The sequence below is a fragment of the Azotobacter chroococcum genome (assembly GCF_004339665.1).
In the GTDB taxonomy this organism is placed as follows: Bacteria; Pseudomonadota; Gammaproteobacteria; order Pseudomonadales; family Pseudomonadaceae; genus Azotobacter; species Azotobacter chroococcum.
Map to the genome: position 1 here is coordinate 108,970 of NZ_SMMU01000004.1, position 21,862 is coordinate 130,831.

Sequence of the window (21,862 nt, forward strand, 5' to 3'; positions counted from 1 at the left end):
GATCCGCCTTCCTCCGACTGCACGAGGCTGCCCATGTCCCCCAGCTGCTTTGATCGCCAAGACGAGACGTTCGGTGCTCTCGCCGGCCCTGTAGAACCGATCCCCCTGCCGTCCCGCTGGAAGGCCGCCCCGGCGCCGCGGCCGCTTACGCCAAGGCGCTGACGGCGCCCGGGCAGCCCCCGCCGGCCAGTTGGCCGCCCCTCTCCAAGACCCCCGGCGGTCGCCGCGCTGGCGGTGCCCGTCGAACCCCGACCGATCGAAGAACTCGAGAACGCCGATCCGCCCGCCGTGGCCCGATCGCGCGCCCGCAACCGCTTGAGAGGCTCGTCATGCCCGACCCGCAAGACCTTTCCGAACGTCGCGCCAGGCTCACGCCCGAGCAGCGCGCCAAGCTGCAGGCCCGCCTGCGCGGCGGGCCCGCCGCCGCCACGCTGCCGCATGCCATCCCCTGTCGTCCACAGCGCGACCAGGCCCCCCTGTCGTTCGCCCAGCAGCGCCAGTGGTTCCTGTGGAAGCTCGATCCGGCGAGCGCGGCCTACCACCTGAGCGGCGGCCTGAAGTTCGTCGGCCGCCTCGACATTCCCGCGCTTCACGCCAGCCTCGAAGCCCTCGTCGCCCGCCACGAGTCGCTGCGCACCCTGTTCCGCGAGGGCGGCGACGGCGTGGCGGAGCAGTTCGTCCAGCCGGCGTCGGACATCGAGCTGCCCTGCATCGATCTCGCCGGCCTCGAAGCCGGCGCGCGCGAAGCGCGCATCGCGGACGAAGTGCGGCGGATCTGTGCGACGCCCTGCGACCTGGCGTGCGGCCCGCTGCTGCGCGTGGCGCTGCTCAAGACCGGGGAGAACGAGCACCTGCTGCTGGTGGTGATGCACCACATCGTCTCGGACGGCTGGTCCACCCAGATCATCCTCGACGAGCTGGCGGTCCGCTATCGGGCCTGTCTGCAGGGGATGGAGCCAGGGCTGGCGGACCTGCCGATCCAGTACGCCGACTATGCCGTGTGGCAGCGACAGTGGCTCGCGGGAGCGGAGGGCGAGCGCCAGCTCGCCTGGTGGCGGCAGCAGCTGGGCGGCGAGCAGCCGGTGCTGGCGCTGCACACCGACCGGCCGCGCCGGGCCGACGGCCGTTATGCCGCGGCCCTGCACAGCCTGCTGCTGCCCGAGGAGCTGACGGAGCGGCTCAGGCAGCAGGCGCAGGGGCACGGAGCCACCCTGTTCATGGCCCTGCTGACGGCCTTCCAGGCGCTGCTGTTTCGCCATAGCGGCCAGACGCACATCCGTGTCGGCGTACCCATCGCCAACCGCAACCGCGTGGAAACCATCGGCATCGTCGGCTTCTTCGTCAACACCCAGGTACTGGGTGCCCGCCTCGACGGGCGGATGACGCTGGCCGAGCTGCTGATGCAGACCCGGGACACGGCGCTAGGCGCCCAGGCGCACCAGGACTTGCCCTTCGAGCAACTGGTCGAGGCGCTGCAGCCGGAGCGCAGCCTGAATACCCACCCGTTCTTCCAGGTGGTGTTCACCCACCTGCGCCGGGACCACAGTTCCTTGGCGCAGTGGCCGGATCTCGAGGTGCAGCGGCTGGACTTCGAGGAGCAGGCCGCGCAGTTCGAGCTGACCCTGGAGACCTGGGAGAGCGAAGACGGCAGGGTCGAGGTGCGCTTCCGTTACGCCCGCGAGCTGTTCGAGCCGCAGACCATCGAGCGCCTGGCGGAGCACTACCAGGCGCTGCTGCAGGCGCTCGCCGAGTGCCCGGAACAGGCGCTGGACGACATCGAGATCCTGGGCGAGACCGAGCGGGCCCTGCTGAAGCAATGGGGTGCCCGCACGCAACCGTACCCGGATGCCGGGCCGATCCACCGGCTGATCGAGCGGCAGGCTCGCGAGCAGCCGGAGGCGATGGCGCTGGTCTGCGACGATCGGGAACTGAGCTATGCCGAACTCAACCGCCGGGCCAACCGCCTGGCACACCGGCTGATCAAGCTGGGCGTTGCGCCCGAGACCCGGGTGGGCATCGCGGTGGAGCGCTCCATCGAGATGGTGGTGGGCCTTTTGGCCATTCTCAAGGCCGGCGGGGCCTACGTGCCGCTGGATCCGGAGTATCCGACCGAGCGCCTGGCCTGGATGGTCGAGGACAGCGGCATCGGGCTGCTGCTGACGCAGAGCCATCTCGGCGGGCGCATTCCCGGCAGCCAGGCACTGACCCTGCTGGAGCTGGACCGCCTCGACCTCGACGACGAGTCCGGGCACGACCCGCACGTCGAACTGAACGCCGACAACCTCGCCTACGTGATCTACACCTCGGGCTCCACCGGTCGGCCCAAGGGGGCCCAGCTCTGCCATCGCAACGTGACCCGGCTGCTGAGCGCCACGGAGCATTGGTTCGGCTTCGGCCGGGACGACGTGTGGACCATGTTCCACTCCTATGCCTTTGACTTCTCGGTCTGGGAGATCTTCGGTGCCCTCTGCACGGGCGGGAAGCTGGTGATAGTGCCGTTCTGGATCAGCCGCTCGCCGGAGGACTTCCTGAAGCTGCTGCGCAGGCAGCAGGTGACGGTGCTCAACCAGACGCCTTCGGCGTTCGGCCAACTGATCCGCGTGCCGGGTGTGTACGAGGAACCCCTGGCGCTGCGTGTCGTGATCTTCGGCGGCGAGGCCCTCGAGCCCGAGCGGCTGCGCCCCTGGATCGAGCGCTGGGGCGACGAGCAGCCCCGGCTGATCAACATGTACGGCATCACCGAGACGACAGTCCACGTGACGTACCGGCCGGTCACCCGGAGCGACCTGGATGGGCAGCGCAGCCCGGTCGGCGTGGCCATCCCGGACCTGGGGCTGCACGTGCTGGACGGGGCCTTCAACCGCGTGCCCATCGGCATGCCCGGCGAACTCTACGTGGCCGGAGAAGGCCTGGCGCGCGGCTACCTGAACCGGCCCGGCCTGACGGCCGAGCGCTTCGTGGCCGACCCCTTCGATCCGCAGGGCGGGCGGCTGTACCGCACCGGCGATCTGGTGCGCTGGAGTACGCAAGGCCAGCTCGAATACCTGGGGCGCATCGACCACCAGGTGAAGGTGCGCGGCTTCCGCATCGAGCTGGGCGAAATCGAGGCGCAGCTGCTGGCCCAGCCCGAGGTGCGCGAGGCGGTGGTGCTGGCCAAGGAGGGGCCGGGCGGGACGCGGCTGGTGGGCTATGTGTCGGCACGCGCGGGTCAGTCCCTCGACGGCGCGATGCTGCGCGAGCGCCTCGGCCGGATGCTGCCGGACTACATGGTGCCGGGCGCTCTGATAGTGCTGGAGGCCCTGCCACTGAACGCCAATGGCAAGGTCGATCGCAAGGCCCTGCCCGAGCCGGAGCTGGCCGGCAGCCAGGCCTACGAGGCGCCGCAGGGCGACGCCGAGGCGGCGCTGGCGGCGATCTGGGCCGAGGTGCTGGGTGTCGAGCGGGTGGGCCGCTGCGACAACTTCTTCGAGCTGGGCGGGCACTCCCTGCTGGCCATCCGGATCACCGCGCTGCTCGCCCAGCGGCATGCCTGCGAACTGGCCGTCCGACATTTCTTCGACGCTCCGACCGTCAAGGCGCTCGCTGCGCATCTGCCTGCCGGAGGCCTGCTGGCGCAGGGCTCCAGGGCGCAGCGCCTGTCGGAGATCGACTCCCTTCTGAGCGAATTTGAGGTTTGATTCATGGCACTTGACGATCAGCAGATTGCCCGGCGTTTTGCCGCTCTGACGCCCGAGGCGCGGCGTGGCTTCCTCGCCAAGCTCGAGGCGGCCGGTCTCAGCTTCGCCGAGCTGCCCATCGTGGCGGCCGAGCGCGGCGGTGCGCTGCCGCTGTCCTATGCCCAGCGCAGCCTGTGGCTGACCTGGCGGCTGGACCCGGCGAGCCCGGCCTACAACATGCCCGGGGCGCTCCAGCTCAGGGGCCTCCTCGATGTTGGCGCGCTGGAGTCCGCACTCCAGGCCCTGGTCGAGCGGCACGAAGTCCTGCGCACGACCTATCCGGCGGGCGACGGCGGCGAGCCGGAGCAGCGGATTCTTGACCGGGGGGCGATCGCGGTTCCGCTCACCGACCTGCGGCACATGCCGGCCGAGGCGCGCTCGGACGAGGCGCGGCGCCTGCAACAGGCTTTCGCACAGACGCCGTTCCAGCTCGACGGCGAGCCGCCGCTGCGTGCCGCCCTGTGGCGGCTGGCGGACGACGAACACATTCTCGGCCTGTCGCTGCACCACATCGCCGGCGACGGCGGCTCGATCCAGGTGCTGGTCGACGAACTCTTCGCCCTCTACGAGGCCGCCTGCGCCGGTCGCCCGGCGCAACTCGCGCCGCTGCCGATCCAGTTCGCCGACCATGCGCTCTGGCAGCGCAACTGGTTCGAGGCCGGCGAACGCGAGCGTCAGCTCGCCTGGTGGTGCGATCGTCTCGGCAACGAGCATCCGCCCACGGCATTGCCGCTGGACCGGCCGCGCGGCCTGTCGCCCGACGACCGCGAAGGGCGCCACGACTTCCGCCTGCCGGCCACGCTGAGCGATGGGCTGCGCGGCCTGGCGCGCGCGCAGAATGCCTCGCTGTTCATGGTGATGCTGGCGCTGCTCAAGCTCACCCTCTACCGCTTCGGCGGCCAGACCGATCTGCGGGTCGGTGCGCCGATCGCCAACCGCCAGCGCGCGGAAACCCGCGGGCTGATCGGCTACCTGACCAACGTGCAGGTGCTGCGCACCCGGCTCGAGCCGACCGGGAGCTTTCTCGCGCTGCTGGCTGCGGTGCGCGGGACGGTGCTCGATGCGCAGGCGCATCCGGACCTGCCCTTCGACCTCTTGGTCGAGGCCCTGCAGCCCGAGCGGCAGCCCGGCCTGCACCCGCTGTTCCAGGTGAAGTGCACGCAGCAGGACGATCTGCCGGCGACGCGGCGCGTGGCCGGCCTGGAGGCCAGTATCGAAGGGTTGTCGGGCGGCCACGCCCACTTCGACCTGAGCCTGGACTTCACCGACCGGCCGCGCGGCATCCAGGCGGTCCTGGCCTATGCGGCGGCGCTGTTCGACGCCTCGACCATCGCCCGTTTCGCCCAGGCCTTCCAGGTTCTCGCCGAGCAGGTGGTCGCCCGGCCGGACGCCACGCTCGCCGAGCTGGCGCTGCCCGGCCCGCTGGCGGAGCTGCAGGGTCCGCGGACCCGCTTCCCGCGCGCCGACGTGATCGAGCTGTGGGCCGATGCCGTGGCCCGCGCTCCGCAGGGCGTGGCCGTGCGCGGCGAGGAGCGCTGCTTCACCTATGCCGAGCTGGACGCCCACTCTGACCGCCTGGCGGCGCAACTGGTCGGCGCGGGGGCCGGCCCGGAGACCCGCGTCGGCATCCATGCCGAACGCTCCTGCGAATTCGTCCTCGGCGTGCTGGCGGCGCTCAAAGCCGGCGCGGCCTATGTGCCGCTCGATCCGCAGCTGCCCGCCGAGCGTCTGGCCTATCAGCTGGCCGACAGTGGCGTGCGCTGGCTGCTGGCCGCCCGCGCGCCGGCCTGGCAGCCGGCGGTGCCGGTGCTGGAGCTGGGCTTCCAGGCCGCCGACGCCGCCCCGGTCGCGCTGCCCAGGGCGCATGCCCAGCAGGCGGCCTACGTCATCTACACCTCCGGCTCCACCGGCCAGCCCAAGGGCGTGGTGGTCAGCCGCGGCGCGCTGGCCAACTACGTGCAGGCCGTGCTGGCCCGGCTCGATCTGCCCGAGCTGGCCGGCAACATGGCGATGGTCTCGACCGTCGCCGCGGACCTGGGGCACACGAGCTTCTTCGGCGCGCTGTGCAGCGGGCGCACCCTGCACCTGATCGACGCCGAGCGGGCCTTCGATCCGGATCGCTTCGGCCGCTACATGCGCGAGCAGCGCATCGACGTGCTGAAGATCGTGCCCAGCCATCTGCAGGCGCTGCTGCAGGCGGCCGACCCGGCCGCCGTGCTGCCCCGGCATGCGCTGGTGGTCGGCGGCGAGGCGACGCACTGGCCGCTGCTCGAGCGGGTCCGCGCACTGCAGCCGCAGTGCCGCGTGCTCAACCACTACGGGCCGACCGAGACCACCGTCGGCGTGCTGACCCAGCCGGCCGAGACGGCGAAGCGCAGCGCCGTGACGCTGCCGCTCGGCCGCCCGCTGGCCAATCTGCGGGCCCTGGTGCTCGACCCCGAGCTCAATCCGCTGCCGCAGGGCGTGGCCGGCGAGCTGTACCTGGGCGGCGCCGGCGTGGCGCGCGGCTACCAGGGCCGCGCGGGGCAGACCGCCGAGCGCTTCGTCGCCGACCCGTTCGGCACGGGCGAGCGCCTGTACCGCACCGGCGACCGGGTGCGGCTGCTGGATGATGGCAGCCTGGAATTCCTGGGCCGGGTGGACGACCAGGTCAAGGTGCGCGGCTACCGGGTGGAACTGCGCGAGGTCGCGCAGGCGCTGCAGGCGCGCCCTGGCATCGCCGAGGCGGAGGTCGTCGCCCGGGACAGCGAGGACGGACGCACCCAGCTGCATGGCTATGTGGTCTCGCGCAGTGGGGCGCCGGTCGATGTCGGCCTGCTGCGCGAGGAGCTGGCCAGGACGCTGCCCGACTACATGGTGCCTGCCGCCATCGTGCAGCTCGAGGCCCTGCCGCTGACGGTCAACGGCAAGGTCGACCGCAAGGCCCTGCCCGCGCCGGAAAAGACCGAAGCGAAGCGCCATGAGGCGCCCCAGGGCGAGGTCGAGCAGGCGCTGGCGGAGATCTGGGCGCAGGTGCTGCGCGTGGAGCGCGTCGGCCGCCACGACAACTTCTTCGAACTCGGCGGCGACTCCATCCTCACCCTGCAGATCATCGCGCGGGCCAGAAAGCGCGGCCTCAGGTTCACCCCCAGGCAATTGATGGAGCTGCAGAGCATCGCCGCACTCGGGGCCGTCACCACGGTCGTGGAGAGCGCGGCACCGGCGGCGGCTCCGCTGCAGACGGAAGCCGTGGACGAGGCCTTCGAGCTGCTTCCCGTGCAACGCTGGTTCTTCGAGCAGCGCTTCGAGGCGCCGCAGCACTGGAACCAGTCGCTGCTGCTGAGCGCCACCGAGGCCGTGGACACGGCGCGGCTGCGCCAGGCGGTGGAGCAGGTGGTCGCCCATCATGACGCGCTGCGCCTGCGCTTCGACGAGCAGCAGGGCGCCTGGCGGCAGCGCTGCACGGCGGCGCAGGGGGCGAGCTGCTTCGAGCGCGTCGAGTTCGGCGGCGAGCGGCAGGTGACCGAGGCCATCGGCCGGGCCGCCGACGCCGCCCAGCGCAGCCTGAGCCTGGCGCAACCCTTCAAGGCGGTGTGGATGGATCTGGGGCCGGGCCGCTCCGGCCGGCTCCTGCTGGTCGCCCATCACCTGGTGGTCGACGGGGTCTCCTGGCGGGTGCTGCTCGAAGACCTGCACACCGCCTACCGCCAGCTGGTCGCCGGCGAGCCGCTGGCGCTGCCGGCGCAGACCACGTCGCTCGCCGCCTGGTCGCGGGCGCTGGGCGAATACGCCCGGAGCGAGACGCTCAGGGCCGAGCTGCCGTACTGGCAGGCGCTGGCCGGCACACAGGAGCCCGACCTGCCCGGCGTCGCCGCGGGCAGCAACCGGGTGGCCGATGCCCGCAGCGTCGAAATCAGCCTCGACGAGGACTTCACCGAGCGCCTGCTGAGCGAGGTGCCGCAGGCCTACCGCACGCAGATCAACGACATCCTGCTCACCGCGCTGGCCCGCACCCTGTGCGCCTGGGACGGCCGCGAAAGCGTGCTGGTCGAGCTGGAGGGCCACGGCCGCGAGGCGCTGGACGACAGCCTCGACCTGTCGCGGACGGTGGGCTGGTTCACCAGCCTGTTCCCGGTGCGCCTGCAGCCGGGCGACGGCGCACCGGGTGCCAGCATCAAGGCGGTCAAGGAGCAACTGCGCCGGGTGCCGAACAAGGGCCTGGGCTACGGCGTGCTGCGCTACCTGACCGAGGAGGGACGGGGGCTGACCGAAGGCGCCTGTCCGCAGGTGACCTTCAACTACTTGGGCCAGTTCGACCAGAGCTTCGCCGCCGATGCGCTCTGGCGCCTGGCGCGCGAGAGCGCCGGCGAGGAGCGTGCGCCGTCCGCCCGGCGGCGCACCTGGCTGGAGGTCGGCGCACTGATGCACCGCGGCGAGCTGCGGGTGCGCTGGACCTACAGCGCGGCGATCCACGACGAGGCGACGGTGCAGCATCTTGCCGAAAGCTTCCAGCGGGAACTGGAGGAGCTGATCGAGCACTGCACCAGCGGAGCCACCGGCATCACGCCGGCCGACTTCCCGCTGGCGGACGCCAGCCAGGCGCAGCTCGACCGGCTGCCGGTGGCGCTGGAGAACCTGGCGGACCTCTATCCGCTCTCGCCGATGCAGCTGGGCATGTTCTTCCACAGCGCCTACGAGCCGGGCGGCACCGCCTACGTCAACCAGCTGCGCATCGACATCGACGGCCTCGACCCGGCCCGCTTCAAGGCGGCCTGGCAGGCGATGTTCGACCGCCACGAGGTGCTGCGCACCGGCTTCGTGCCGGGCGAGCGCCCGCTGCAGTGGGTCGCCCGGTCGCTGGCGGTGCCGCTGGCGATGCAGGACTGGTGCGGGCGCGCCGACCAGGCGCCGGCGCTCGACGCCCTGGCGCGGGACGAGCTCGAGCGCGGCTTCGATCTGGCCGCCCCGCCCCTGATGCGCCTGGTGCTGGTGCGGACCGCGGCCGACCGGCATCACCTGGTCTGGACCCGCCACCACCTGCTGCTCGACGGCTGGAGCACCTCGCGCCTGCTGGCGGAGGTTCTCGGGGTCTACGCGGGGCAGCCCCTGCCGGCGCAGGGCGGTCGCTTCCGCGACTACATCGCCTGGCTGCAGGCGCGGGACGCCGCCGCCCCGGAACACTACTGGCGCACCCTGACCGCGGGCATCGGCGAGCCCACCCGGCTGGCCGCCGCGCTGCGCCAGCCGGTCGGCGGCGAGGGCTACCGGCTCCACCGCCAGGTACTCGACAGCGCCGAGACCGCGCGCCTGGCGGAGTTCGCCCGCGCCCAGCGGGTGACCCCGAACACCCTGGTGCAGGCCGCCTGGGCCTTGCTGCTGCAGCGCTACACCGGGCAGGACGTGGTCTGCTTCGGGGCGACGACCGCCGGCCGGCCGGTGGACCTGCCCGGCGCCGAGCAGATGCTCGGTCTGTTCATCAACACCCTCCCGGTGGTGGCGAGGCTGCAGCCGCAGCAGCGCGTCGGCCAGTGGCTGCGCGACCTGCAGGCGCAGAACGCCGCCTCGCGGGAGCACGAGCACACGCCGCTGTTCGAGATCCAGCGCTGGGCCGGTGCCGGCGGCCAGGGCCTGTTCGACAGCATCGTGGTGTTCGAGAACTATCCGGTGGACGAAGCGCTGCGCCAGGCGGGCGACCGCCAGCTGCGCTTCGCCATGCGCGACAGCCGCGAGGAAACCAGCTACCCGTTGACCCTGACGGTGCACCAGGGCCGGACCCTGGACATCGAGTACGCCTTCCAGGGCCAGTGCTTCTCGGCCGAGCAGGTCGGGCAACTGGCCGGGCACCTGCATGGGCTCCTGCTGGCGCTGGCCCAGGGGCCGGAGCGCTGCCTGGGCGAGCTGGGCGTCCCGGGCGAGGCCGAACGGGCCCGGCTGCGCCAGTGGGGGATCAACGCGCAGCGCTACCCGGACGCCGAGCCGGTGCACCGGCTGATCGAGCGGCAGGTGCGCGAGCGCCCGCAGGCGCTGGCGCTGGTCTTCGACGACCAGCAGCTCAGCTATGCCGAGCTGAACCGCCGGGCCAACCGCCTGGCGCACCGGCTGATCGCCCTGGGCGTCGGCCCCGAGACCCGGGTCGGCATCGCGGTGGAGCGCTCGGTCGAGATGATCGTGGGCCTTCTGGGCATCCTCAAGGCCGGCGGGGTGTACGTGCCGCTTGATCCGGAGTATCCGCAGGAGCGCCTGGCCTACATGCGCGAGGACAGCGGCATCGCGCTGCTCGTCACCCAGCGCCACCTCGAGGGCCGCGTGCCGGGCGGCGAGGCGCTGGCGACGCTGCTGCTGGACGGCGCCGAGCTCGGCGGCGAGCCCGAGCACGACCCGCAGGTCGAGCTGCACCGCGAGAGCCTGGCCTACGTGATCTACACCTCGGGCTCGACCGGGCGGCCCAAGGGCATCGGCATCGCCCATGCCGCGCTCGCCGAACACAGCCAGATCGCGGTGGGCTATTTCGGCCTGACGCCGGCCGAGCGCATGCTGCTGTTCTCCACCATCAACTTCGACGGCTTCGTCGAGCAGCTCTTCCCGCCGCTGGTGGCCGGCGCTGCCGTGGTGCTGCGCGGCCCCGAGCTGTGGGACAGCGAAACCTTCCACCGCGAGCTGCTCGACAAGCGCATCAGCATCGCCGACCTGCCCACCGCCTACTGGCATCTGCTCGCCCAGGACTTCGCCCGCCAGGGGCCGCGCGACTATGGCGCGCTGCGCCAGGTGCAGGCCACCGGCGAAGCCATGCCGCCGGACGGCGTGCAGGCCTGGCGCGAGGCCGGCCTCGCGCACGTCAGGCTGCTCAACACCTACGGGCCGACCGAGACGGTGGTGACCGCCACGGTGCAGGACTGCCGGCGCTACGTCGCGGGCGAGGAAACGCTGCCGGGCCAGATGCCCATCGGCCAGCCGCTGGCTGGCCGCCATGCCTGCGTGCTGGACGCCGACCTGAACCCGGCGCCCGTGGGCGTCGCCGGCGAGCTGTACCTCGGCGGCGACCTGCTCGCGCGCGGCTATCACGGACGCCCCGGCCTGAGCGCCGAGCGTTTCGTGGCCAACCCGTTCGACGCCGCGGGCGGGCGGCTGTACCGCACCGGCGACATCGCCCGCTGGAACGCCCAGGGCCAGCTGGAATACCTCGGCCGCGCCGACCATCAGGTCAAGGTGCGCGGCTTCCGCATCGAACTGGGCGAGATCGAGGCGCAACTGCTGGCCCGGCCCGAGGTGCGCGAAGCGGTGGTCGTGGCCCTCGCCGGGCCGGGCGGCGCGCGGCTGGTCGGCTATGTCGCCGGCGACGCGCCGGACGCGCAGCGCCTGCGCGCCGGGCTGGGCGAGGAATTGCCCGAGTACATGGTGCCGGCGGCGATCGTGGTGCTGGAGGCGCTGCCGCTGAACGCCAACGGCAAGATCGACCGCAAGGCGCTGCCCGATCCCGAGCTGGCCGATGACCGCGAATACGCGCCGCCGCAGAGCGAGACCGAGCAGGCGCTGGCGCGGATCTGGGCCGAGGTGCTGGGCGTCGAGCGCGTGGGACGCCACGACAACTTCTTCGAGCGCGGCGGGCACTCGCTGGCGGCGGTGCAGGTGGCGGCCCGCGCGCAGGGCGCCCTGCACGCGGCCGTGACGGTGCGCGACCTGTTCCAGTGGCCGGTCCTCGCGGAGCTGGCCGCGCATGCCGCCGCCACGGCCGCCGGCGACGCCTCGGCGGCGCTGGCGGAGATCGACGCCTTTATCGACAGCCTGGAGAGCGCATGATGGAAACCCCGGCAATCCGGCGCGTCGCCGAACGTTTTTCCCGCCTGACCGCCGAGCAGCGCCGCGCGGTCTACCAGAAGATCCGCAGCGAGGGGCTGGCCATCGGCCAGTTCCCCGTGCCAGCCCGCGAGGAGGCGTTGCAGAGCTGCTGCCCGCTGTCCCACGCCCAGGCGCGGCAATGGTTCCTCTGGCAGCTCGACCCCGGCAGCACGGCCTACCACATCACCGGGGCGCTGCGCATCGCCGGGCCGCTCGACGTGCCGGCGCTGCAGGCGAGCTTCAATGCCCTGGCGGCGCGCCACGAGGCGCTGCGCACCCGGTTCCGCGCCGTCGGCGAAAGCAGCGAGCAGGTCATCCTGGCGCAGGGCGAGGTCGAGTTCATCCCGCTCGATTGCACGGCGCTCGAGGCCGCCACGCGCGCGGCGCGGGTCAGGGAGGCGGCGCGGGGCATCGGCGAGACGCCGTTCGACCTGACCCGCGGCCCGCTGCTGCGGGTGGGCTTGATCCGCGAGGCGGCCGACCGGCATGTGCTGGTGCTGGCCATGCACCACATCGTCGCCGACGAGTGGTCGCTGCAGCTCATCGTCGACGAGTTCGTGGCCCTCTACCGGGCACACGTCGAGGGGCACGCGGCGCAGCTGCCGGCGCTGCCGATCCAGTACGCCGACTATGCGCTGTGGCAGCGCCACTGGCTGGAGGCGGGCGAGCGCGAGCGGCAGCTCGACTACTGGCGGACGCAGCTGGGCAGCGAGCATCCGGTGCTGCAGCTGCCCACCGACCGGCCGCGCCGCGCCGATGGCCGCTACCGGGCGGCGCGGCACCAGGTCGAGCTGCCGGAGGCGCTGGTGCGCGGCCTGCACGAGCGCGCCCGGGCCGAGGGCGCGACGCTGTTCATGCTGCTCCTGGCCGGCTTCCAGGCGCTGCTGTACCGCTACACCGGGCAGCCGGACATCCGCGTCGGCGTGCCCGTCGCCAACCGGCACCGGGTGGAGACCGAGGCGCTGGTGGGGGTGTTCATCAACACCCAGGTGCTGCGCAACCGCCTGGACGGCCGCATGAGTCTGGGCGAGGTACTGGCGCAGGCCCGGGAGGCGGCGGTCGGCGCCCAGGCGCATCAGGACCTGCCCTTCGAGCAACTGGTCGAGGCGCTGCAGCCCGAGCGCAGCCTGGCCACCAATCCGCTGTTCCAGGTGATGTTCAACCATCTGCGCGCCGACTATCGCGCCCTCGAGCGGCTGGCCGGCCTCGAGCTGGAGGACTATCCGCTGGACACGCGGGCCGCGCAGTTCGAGCTGAACCTGGACACCATCGAGCGGCCCGACGGCCGGCTCCAGGCGAGCTTCGGCTATGCGGCGGAGCTGTTCGCGCCGCGTACCATCGAGCGTCTGGCGGAGCATTACCTGCGGGTGCTGCAGGGCCTGGTCGAGACCCCCGACGTGGCGCTGGACGATCTGCACCTGCTCGGCGCGGCCGAGCGCGCCGAGCTGCGCCAGTGGAGCGAGGACGAGCGCCACTATGCGGACGCCGTACCGGTCCACCGGCTCTTCGAGCGCCACGCCGGCGAGCGCCCGGAGGCGGTGGCGCTGATCTTCGACGAGACGCAGCTGAGCTATGCCGAGCTGAACCGCCGGGCCAACCGCCTGGCGCACCGGCTGATCGCCCTGGGCGTTGCGCCCGAGACGCGGGTGGGGATCTTCGTCGAGCGTTCGGTCGAGATGATCGTGGGCCTGCTGGCCATCCTCAAGGCCGGCGGCGCCTACGTGCCGCTCGACCCGGACTATCCCGACGAGCGGCTGGCCTGGATGGTCGAGGACAGCGGCATCGGGCTGCTGCTCACCCAGAGCGGTCTGGGCGGACGCATTCCCGACGGCCGGGCGCTGAGCGTGCTGGAGCTGGACCGCCTCGACCTCGACGGCGAGCCCGACCACGACCCGCAGGTCGCGCTGCACGGCGACAGCCTGGTCTACGTGATCTACACCTCGGGCTCCACCGGCCGGCCCAAGGGCGCGGCCAACCGGCACCGCTCGCTGTACAGCTGCATGCGCTGGATGCAGGAGACCTACAGGCTGACCGAGGCCGATGCCGTACTGCACAAGGCGCCGTTCGGCTTCGACGTCTCGGTGTGGGAGATCTTCTGGCCGCTGACCACCGGGGTGCCCCTGGTGGTGTCCCGGCCGGGCGACCAGCGCGACCCGGAGCGGATCGTGGCGCTGATCCGGCGTCACTGCATCACCACGCTGAACTTCGTGCCTTCGATGCTGCAGGCATTCCTGGCCCACGAGGGCATCGAGAGTCAGACGCGCCTGCGCCACGTCATCTGCGGCGGCGAGGCGATGCCGGCGGCGACCCAGCACGAGGCGCTGGAGCGGCTGGAAGGCGTGAGTCTGCAGAACCTCTACGGCCCGACCGAGGCGGCCATCCACGTGACCCAGTGGACCTGCCGCGCCGACGGGCAGAGCCAGGTGCCGATCGGCCGGCCGATCAGCGGCATCCGCACCCATGTGCTCGATGCGGCGCTCAACCCGGTGCCGCCCGGCGTGGCCGGCGAGCTGTACCTGGGCGGCGTGGGGCTGGGGCGCGGCTATCTGAACCGGCCGGGCCTGACCGCCGAGCGTTTCGTGGCCGATCCGTTCGGCACGGGCGAGCGGCTCTATCGCACCGGCGACCTGGTGCGCTGGAACGCGCAAGGGCAGCTGGAATACCTGGGGCGCCTCGACCACCAGGTGAAGATCCGCGGCCTGCGCATCGAGCTGGGCGAAGTGGAGGCGCAGCTGCTGGCCCAGCCCGGGGTGCGCGAGGCGGTGGTGGTGGCCCAGGAGGGGCCGGGCGGGGCGCGGCTGGTGGGCTACGCGGCGGCGCCGGGCGGCCAGCTGCTCGATGGCGGCCAGCTGCGCGAACGGCTGGGCCGGCTGCTGCCGGACTACATGGTGCCAAGCGCCGTCGTGGTGCTGGAGACCCTGCCGCTGAACGCCAACGGCAAGGTGGACCGCAAGGCGCTGCCGGCGCCGGAGCTGGCGAGCGACCGGGACTACGAGGCGCCGCAGGGCGAAATCGAGGAGCGGCTCGCCGGGATCTGGGCCGAGGTGCTGGGCATCGAGCGGGTAGGGCGCCACGACAACTTCTTCGAGCTGGGCGGGCATTCCCTGGCGGCGCTGCGGGTGACCCAGCGGCTGCGCCAGGACGCCGGCGGCCTGGCCATCGGCCTGCAGGAGCTGTACGCCCATCCCAGCGTCGCCGCGCTGGCCGCGCGCGGCGGCCCGGCGCCGGCGGTGCGGCTGAACCCGCCGGTGGCGGAGCAGCCGCCGCTGTTCTGCCTGCACGACGGCTGGGGCAGCGTGCTGGACTACACGACGCTCGCCCGGGCGCTGGCCGGGCGGGTCACGCTCGTCGGGCTGCCGTACCGGGATGGCAGGGGCAGCGCACCGCAGGATCTGCTCGACCTGGCGCGGCTGCACGCGGCGACGATCCGGGCGCAGCAGCCGGCTGGGCCGTACCGGCTCTGCGGCTGGTCGCTGGGCGGCGCATTGGCGCCTCTGGTCGCGGGGCTGCTGGAGGGCGAGGGGCAGGAGGTCCGCTTCGTCGGCGCCATCGACCCGTACGTGCCGGACGCCACGCCGCAGGCCGCGACCTGGCTCGACGAGCTCATGGGCTTCTTCGCGATCCTGCTGCCCGCCCACCGGCATGCCGCCTTGCTGGAGGATGCCGGCGTCCGTGCCCGCCTCGAGGCTACCGTGGCGACCCCCGAGTCGCTCCACGGCCTGGTCGATCTGCTGCTGGCGCGGGTCGAGCGGGAGCAGTTGCACGAATACGGCCTGCTGGGCAGCCAGGAGCTGGTGGACATGTTCCTCACGGCGCGCGCCCTCGACCGCCTCGCCCGGACGCCGGTCGCCGCGCCGCCGCTGCAGGCGCCGCTGACGGCTTGGTGGTCCGCTGCGCGCGCGGCGGAAGCGGCGGACTTCGCCGCCTGGCTGGGCATCGCCATCGGCGAGAACCGCGGGAGCGCGGCGGATCACCTGCGCATCGTGCGCGAGGCGCAGGTGGCGGCGGATTTGCTCGAGCGCCTGCAGGCCGGCGGGCGCTAAGGCTGCCGGCAAGCCCTGAAGGCCGCAGGCCGGACGAGAGCGCTCTGCTCGTTCGGCCTCCGGCCTTTCCTTCTTTCAAGCGCTCCTGCAGGGCAATGCCGCTCCGGCATTCGCTGGCCGGTTGCGATGGCACGGGGCTCGGGTGTGCTTTCGCGCAGGAGCGATGGGGAGGGGCGCTAGCGGAGCCGGGCGAGGCCGGCGGGAAGGAACCGGCAGCGCGGGCGCTGCCGGGCGGGGAGGGGGCGGGCCGGCTGGCCGGCCCGCGCTTGCGTCAGAACCTCACGCTCAGGCTGGCGCTGGCCGTGCGCGGGGCGCCGGCGACCAGGTTGGCGCTTTCCACGCTGCTCCAGTAGTTCTTGTCGAACACGTTGTCGAGGTTCAGGCGGACCGTGGTGTGGGCCGGGCCGATCTTGGTCTCGTAGCGGGCGCCGAGGCCGAACACGTCGTAGGACGGCGCGGATTCGCTGTTGTTGTATTCGGTGACGTGACGGGCGCCGTTGTGCGTCCAGCTGCCGGTGAAGGTCCAGCCGTTGAGCCATAGCGGGCTGTATTCGGTGATCGCCGAGAAGCGTTTGGCCGGGGTGTCGGAGGGGCGGTTCCCGTCGATATCCTCGCTGGCATCCATCAGCTCGGCATCGAGGAACATGGCGCTGGCGAAGATCGTCCACTCCGGCGAGGCCTTGCCGGTGAGCGAGAGTTCCAGGCCCTCGTGGCGGCGCTCGCCGTCCTTCACGTAATAACCGTCGGCGTTGGTGAATTCGAAGGGCTTCTCGATGCGGAACAGCGAGACGTCGAAGTTCAGGCCCCGGGCGAACTCCACCTTGAGGCCGGCTTCCCACTGCTCGCTGATCAGCGGGCTCAGCTGTTCGTTGTGGTTGACGGCGTCGGCCGGCGCGGTACCGCCCTGCTCCAGGCCTTCGATGTAGCTCACGTAGAGCGAGACGTTGGACTGCGGCTTGTAGACCAGCGCGTAGCTGGGAGTGAAGACGTAATCCTTGTATTCGTTGGTCCGGTGGCCCGTGGTGGTGTCGTAGCTTCTCTCGGTGCGCATGGAGTAGCGGCCGCCCCAGTGCAGCTTCCAGGACTCGCCGAAGGAGATCACGTCGTGGAGGAACACGCCGTCCTCCTCGACGCGGCGGGCCAGCCGGGCGTCGGGGGCGTCGGGCGAGGGATCGGCGATGGACACGGGGTTGTAGATGTTGCTGTTGCCGAGGAAGTCGAAATAGCCGTCGCCCCAGCGCTGCTTGAGGCGGTGCATCATGCCGCCGAAGGCCAGCTCGTGGTTGAAGGGGCCAGTGTCGAAGCGGCCGTTGATGGTCAGGCGGGCGTTGATCGGGTTGGCTTCCTGGTCCGGCGAATAATACAGGTAGGTCTCGCTGTCGCCGTTTTCCTGGATGCCCCAGTGGGCCCAGACCATGTTCTGCTCGCGGCGCAGCTTCGACCAGTTGCCGTCGAGGGTGAAGGACCAGTCGTCGTTGATGAAGTGCTTCAGCTTGCCGCTCACCATGGTGTACTCGGTGGGGTAGCGCGCCCAGCTCTGGCCGAGGAAGGTGCGCGGGTCGAAGGCTGAAGGCAGCTCGCCATCGGCTTCGGGCTCCAGGAAGGGCTGGCCGTTCTGCTCGCGGCGTTCGTACTCGACGTCGAATTCGAGAATGGTGTCGGGAGTGAGCAGCGCGTCGGCGGCCAGGGCGAAGAAGCGCCGTTCGCCGTCGACGCTGCGCACGTAGGAGCGCTCCTCCTCGGTGGCGGCGTTGATCCGCAGGCCGAAGCGGCCATCGTTGGTGCGGCGGCTGATGTCGACATGCCCCCGGGTGTTGTCGAACTCGTTGACGTAGTAGTTGATCTCGGTGAGCGGAGCGGCTGTGGGCCGCTTGGTCACGTAGTTGATCAGGCCGCCGGGTCCGGCGAAGCCGGTCTGCATGGAGGACAGGCCCTTGAGGACCTCGATCCGCTCCTTGTTCTCCATGCCGGTGGCCTGCATGTTGACCATCATCTGCCCGTTGTAGCGGAAGTTGACCGTGTTATCGAGGGTGAAGCCGCGAATGGACGGCGAGCTGTACCAGCCGGGGTTGGCGATCGACGAGGTCACGCTGGCGTCCAGCTTGTCCAGGTCGGAGAGGGTCTTGACGTTGTGGTTCTTCATCAGGTCGGCCGACAGCACCTTGACCGAGAACGGCGTATCGAGGATGTCCTGCTCGCTGAAGCCGGCGACCGAGGCACTCTTCACGCGGTAGCCGCTGGCGGCCGTGCCGTCGGGCGCCGAGTCCGCGCTGGCGTTGACGGTGAGGGTGGGCAGCATCGTCGCCAAGCCGGCCGTCCCTTGCTGTTCATCTTCCTCGCGCCCGGAACTTGCCGCGGCCTGGGCTTCCGCGGCGGGATCTTCATCCTCCGCACGCGCGGGACTTGCTGCGAGCGCAACGCTCAGCAGCAGGACGGCCTGCAGGACCTGGGCGATGGGCGTGAGCTGGGGAGTGGTGTCGTGTTTGCGGGAGTGGCTCTTGATTTTCATGGGTGTGCTGGGTCAAGGGAGGGAAATCTTTCGAATCGGTTTCGGACGCCTGTCTGGCCTGCCGTTCAACAGGCCAGCGCCGATGCGCTGCGAAATGTCTTCGCGGCGGCGGTGGCGAAGATCTCGAGCACATGGTCGATCTGCGCCTCGCTGATGATCAGCGGCGGCAGGAAGCGCACCACGCTGCCGTGCCGGCCGCCGAGTTCGATGATCAGGCCGTGGCGCAGGCATTCGGCCTGCAGGGCGCCGGCCAGGGCCGGGGCGGCCGCAGGGTGGCCGTGGGCATTGCGCTCGCCGTGGGGATCGACGATCTCGACGCCGAGCATCAGGCCGAGACCGCGCACGTCGCCGAACTGCGGGTAATCGCGCTGCAGCTGCCGGAGGCCGGCGGCGAGGCGTTCTCCGTTGCGCTGCGCCTGGTCGTGCAGGGCCTCGGCCCGGATGAGGCGCAGCGTCGCCGAACCTGCCGCCATCGCCAGCTGGTTGCCGCGGAAGGTGCCGGCGTGGGCGCCGGGCTTCCACTGGTCGAGTTCGCCGCGGTAGACGACCACGGACAGCGGCAGGCCGCCGCCGATGGCCTTGGAGAGCACCACCACATCCGGCGTGATGCCGGCGTGTTCGAAGGCGAACATCCTGCCGGTACGGCCGAAGCCGGTCTGGATCTCGTCGACGATCAGCGGCACGTCCGCCCGCGCGGTGAGTTCGCGCACGCCGCGCACCCAGGCATCGGCCGCCGGGACGACGCCGCCTTCGCCCTGCACGGCCTCGAAGATCAGGCCCGCCGGATGGGGGATGCCGCCCTCCGGGTCGTTCAGGACGGTCTCGATGTAGCGCAGTCCCGTCTGCACGCCGGCCTCGCCGCCCAGCCCGAAGGGGCAGCGATAGTCGTAGGGATAGGGCAGGAACTGGACGCCCTGCAGGATGCCGTTCAGCGGCCGCTTCGGCCCCAGGCTGCCCATCAGGTGCAGCGCACCCTGGGTCATGCCGTGATAGGCACCGTGGAAGGCCAGCATGGTGCCGCGTCCGGTGGCCGTCTTGACCAGCTTCAGGGCGGCTTCGACCGCATCGGCGCCGGTGGGACCGCAGAACTGCACCTTGGCGTCGCGCGCAAAGTCGGCCGGCAGGATATCGAACAGGTCCTGCACGAAGCGGTCCTTGACCGGGGTGGTCAGGTCCAGCGTGTGCAGCGGCAGGCCGTCGGCGAGAACCTCGCGGAGCGCCTCGATGACCACGGGGTGGTTGTGCCCCAGCGCCAGGGTGCCCGCCCCGGCCAGGCAATCGATGAACACGCGTCCCTCCACATCCTCGACATAGATGCCGTGGGCGCGCTTGAGCGCCAGCGGAATGCGGCGCGGGTAGCTGCGCGCACTCGACTCGCGGGCCTCCTGCCGTTCCAGCAGCGGGTTCTTCGCCAGTGTGTAGGGCTGCGAAAGCGCATTGTGGCGCCTGGCGAGTTCATCGACGGCGTCAGTGGTGCGAACAGTCGGAGTGGCCGGAAATGGGTGCATCACAAACCTCCCAGAACAAGGGTGGAGAAAAGGGACAAGCGTCAGATCTGCACGATGAAGGTGAAGCGGCTGGTCGGATTTCCGGCGTCGGAGGGACGGATCGGGAGGCCTGTTCCAGTACGTACAAGCCAAGACGAACCGGCGCGCCGAATGTTTAGTTGCCTGCCTGGCGCTCGCCCTGACGGCTAAACGCCCTGCTGCGTCGTTCGTCTGTATCCACGAGTTCGGCGTGCGGGGTCGGCCCGGGATGGCCCCGGGCTGTCGCGCCGCGGGTCCGCCGGCAGGCCGGCGACCGGATGTCCGAACTGCCAGCGGGCGGCAGAGGTCTTGCCGGATCTTGGAACCCACGTGTGATCGCACCGACATGCCGAAGACAAAACTCGTCTACATCTGGTCCCTGAGAAATGCCGCCGCCGACAAGGCCGGGCAGCACATCGCGTACAAGGCGGGGACCCGCTACATGAAGTCCCCGCTCGAATACCTGGCCGAAGCGCTCGACGAGACCGAGCTGGGCGACGCCTATTCCCTGGAGGGGGTGATCCACGACGACGACGAGGGTTCGCCGCTCGACCGGGAGAAGCTCAAGGACTATGGCTTTGCGTACCAGCCGGACCGGCAGTGGTTCTATCCGCCGGAGCTGTGCGCGCAGGGCCGGCGCCTGAACGATCTGCTCTGCCCGATTCCCTCGACCTACCGGCGCCTGCCCCTGAACGCCCCCGAGCGGCCGGCCGGCAAGCGCGACTTCGAGGCGCGCCTGCTGGACCGGCTGTTCGAGCTGGAGGCCGAACTCGTCGTGCTCGACGGCCTACTGGTCATCCTCGACGAGCTGGTGCGGCCGGGCAGCCCCTTCCACCGGCGGATCGTGAACATCCATCCGGGCATCACCCGGCTCGAGTCGCCCTACGAGCGCCGCGGCGCCTACGCGACGCTCGACGCCCTGCACGGCGTGCATGGCAGGAAGGTGGTCAACTGGGACACGATGGAGACCAGGGCGGTGCCGGTGGTGAACATGACCGGGGCCTCGTTCCATTACGTGGACAATGGCATCGATTCCGGCGAGGTCATCCTCGACGTGCTGAACACCGCGATCGACCCGCAGGACAGCATCCTCGAACTGCGCTGGAACAACTTCAACAACAGCCTGTTCCCGGCGCTGCACCAGGGCCTGGCGCATCTGGCGAAAGCCTGACCGGGCCGGCCGATGATCACTTTCTACAATGACCGGCACAGCCTCCATCAGGGCCGGGTGGAGATGTTCCGCGGCGCGCTGGTGCCCTGCTTCGAGGTGGCGGCGCGTGCCGACCGGGTGCTGGACGAGCTGCGCCGCCGGCGCCTCGGCGCGATCGAGCCGGCCGAGGTTTTCGACGACGCGGCGCTGAGCCGCATCCATGCGCCCCGCTATGTCGAGTTCCTGCGCGGCGCCTGGGACGAATGGGTGAGTCTGGACCCGGCCAATGCCCGGCGCGACGCGCTGCCGTCGGTCTGGCCGGTGCGCGGCCACCGCAGCGACGTGCTGCCGGAGAATTTCGCGGCGCGCATGGGGCTGTTCTCCTTCGATGCGGGCACGCCCCTGACCGCCGGCACCTGGCAGGCCGCGCGCAGCGGCGCCTGGTGCGCGCTGTCCGCCGCCGGGCGGGTGCTGGCCGGCGAAAGGGCGGCCTTCGCCCTGACGCGCCCGCCCGGGCACCACGCCGGCCAGGACTTCTTCGGCGGCTACTGCTTTCTCAACAACGCCGCCCTCGCCGTGCAGGCCCTGCGCGACGGCGGCGCCGGCCGGGTCGCCGTGCTGGACATCGACTACCACCACGGCAACGGCACTCAGAGCATCTTTTATGACCGCGCCGACGTCCTCTATGCGAGCCTGCACGGCGATCCGCGCAGCGAATACCCGTTCTACCTCGGCCATGCCGACGAGACGGGCGCGGGAGCTGGCCTCGGCTTCAACCTGAACCTGCCGCTGCCGCGGGGCACCGGCTTCGCGGCCTGGTTCGCCGCGCTGGGGCAGGCGCTGCGCGCCATCGCCGGCTACCGGGCCGAGGCCCTGGTGGTGTCGCTGGGCGTGGACACCTTCGCAGGCGACCCGATCTCCGGCTTCCGGCTGCAGAGCGACGACTATTTTCAGGTGGGCGAGGCGCTCGCCACAGCCGGCCTTCCTTCCGTGTTCGTGTTCGAAGGGGGCTATGCGGTGGCCGCGGTGGGCATCAACACGGCGAACGTGCTGGAGGGTTTCCAGCGGCGTTCCTGACCGGCTGCAGGGCCGGCCTTGCGCGC

The 21,862-nt window shown here is 71.3% G+C and carries 7 protein-coding genes; 5 read left to right on the plus strand and 2 right to left on the minus strand.

Annotation, left to right across the window (positions count from 1 at the left end):
* Positions 1-329 precede the first annotated feature (329 nt).
* Genes EV691_RS05810 through EV691_RS05820 form a run of 3 tightly spaced genes read left to right on the plus strand, consistent with a single transcriptional unit; the run spans position 330 to position 15,574 of the window.
* Positions 330-3,677, plus strand: coding sequence for a non-ribosomal peptide synthetase (locus tag EV691_RS05810; protein WP_131300744.1), 3,348 nt, complete (start codon positions 330-332; stop codon positions 3,675-3,677).
* Positions 3,678-3,680: 3 nt separating this feature from the next.
* Positions 3,681-11,492 (plus strand): non-ribosomal peptide synthetase, encoded by a 7,812-nt coding sequence (locus tag EV691_RS05815; protein ID WP_131300745.1) that lies wholly within the window; start codon positions 3,681-3,683, stop codon positions 11,490-11,492.
* Positions 11,489-15,574: a non-ribosomal peptide synthetase gene (locus EV691_RS05820; protein ID WP_131300747.1), complete on the plus strand. Its 4,086-nt coding sequence runs from the start codon at positions 11,489-11,491 to the stop codon at positions 15,572-15,574. The genes EV691_RS05815 and EV691_RS05820 overlap by 4 nt, the downstream gene beginning before the upstream one ends.
* Before the next feature lie 271 nt (positions 15,575-15,845).
* Here EV691_RS05820 and EV691_RS05825 read toward each other — a convergent pair whose 3' ends face one another.
* Both EV691_RS05825 and EV691_RS05830 read right to left on the minus strand, forming a co-directional pair.
* Positions 15,846-18,083: a TonB-dependent siderophore receptor gene (locus EV691_RS05825; protein ID WP_131300749.1), complete on the minus strand. Its 2,238-nt coding sequence runs from the start codon at positions 18,081-18,083 to the stop codon at positions 15,846-15,848.
* A gap of 65 nt (positions 18,084-18,148) precedes the next feature.
* Positions 18,149-19,591, minus strand: a complete 1,443-nt coding sequence (locus EV691_RS05830) for a diaminobutyrate--2-oxoglutarate transaminase (RefSeq protein ID WP_131300751.1) — start codon at positions 19,589-19,591, stop codon at positions 18,149-18,151.
* A 364-nt stretch (positions 19,592-19,955) separates the two neighbouring features.
* Here EV691_RS05830 and EV691_RS05835 point away from each other — a divergent pair, with 364 nt between their 5' ends.
* A complete protein-coding gene (locus tag EV691_RS05835) occupies positions 19,956-20,780 on the plus strand; it encodes a formyl transferase (protein WP_131300753.1) in 825 nt (274 codons plus the stop codon).
* Positions 20,781-20,792: 12 nt separating this feature from the next.
* On the plus strand, positions 20,793-21,836 hold the full coding sequence (locus EV691_RS05840; RefSeq protein ID WP_131300755.1) for a histone deacetylase family protein: 1,044 nt from the start codon (positions 20,793-20,795) through the stop codon (positions 21,834-21,836).
* The last annotated feature ends 26 nt before the right edge of the window (positions 21,837-21,862 follow it).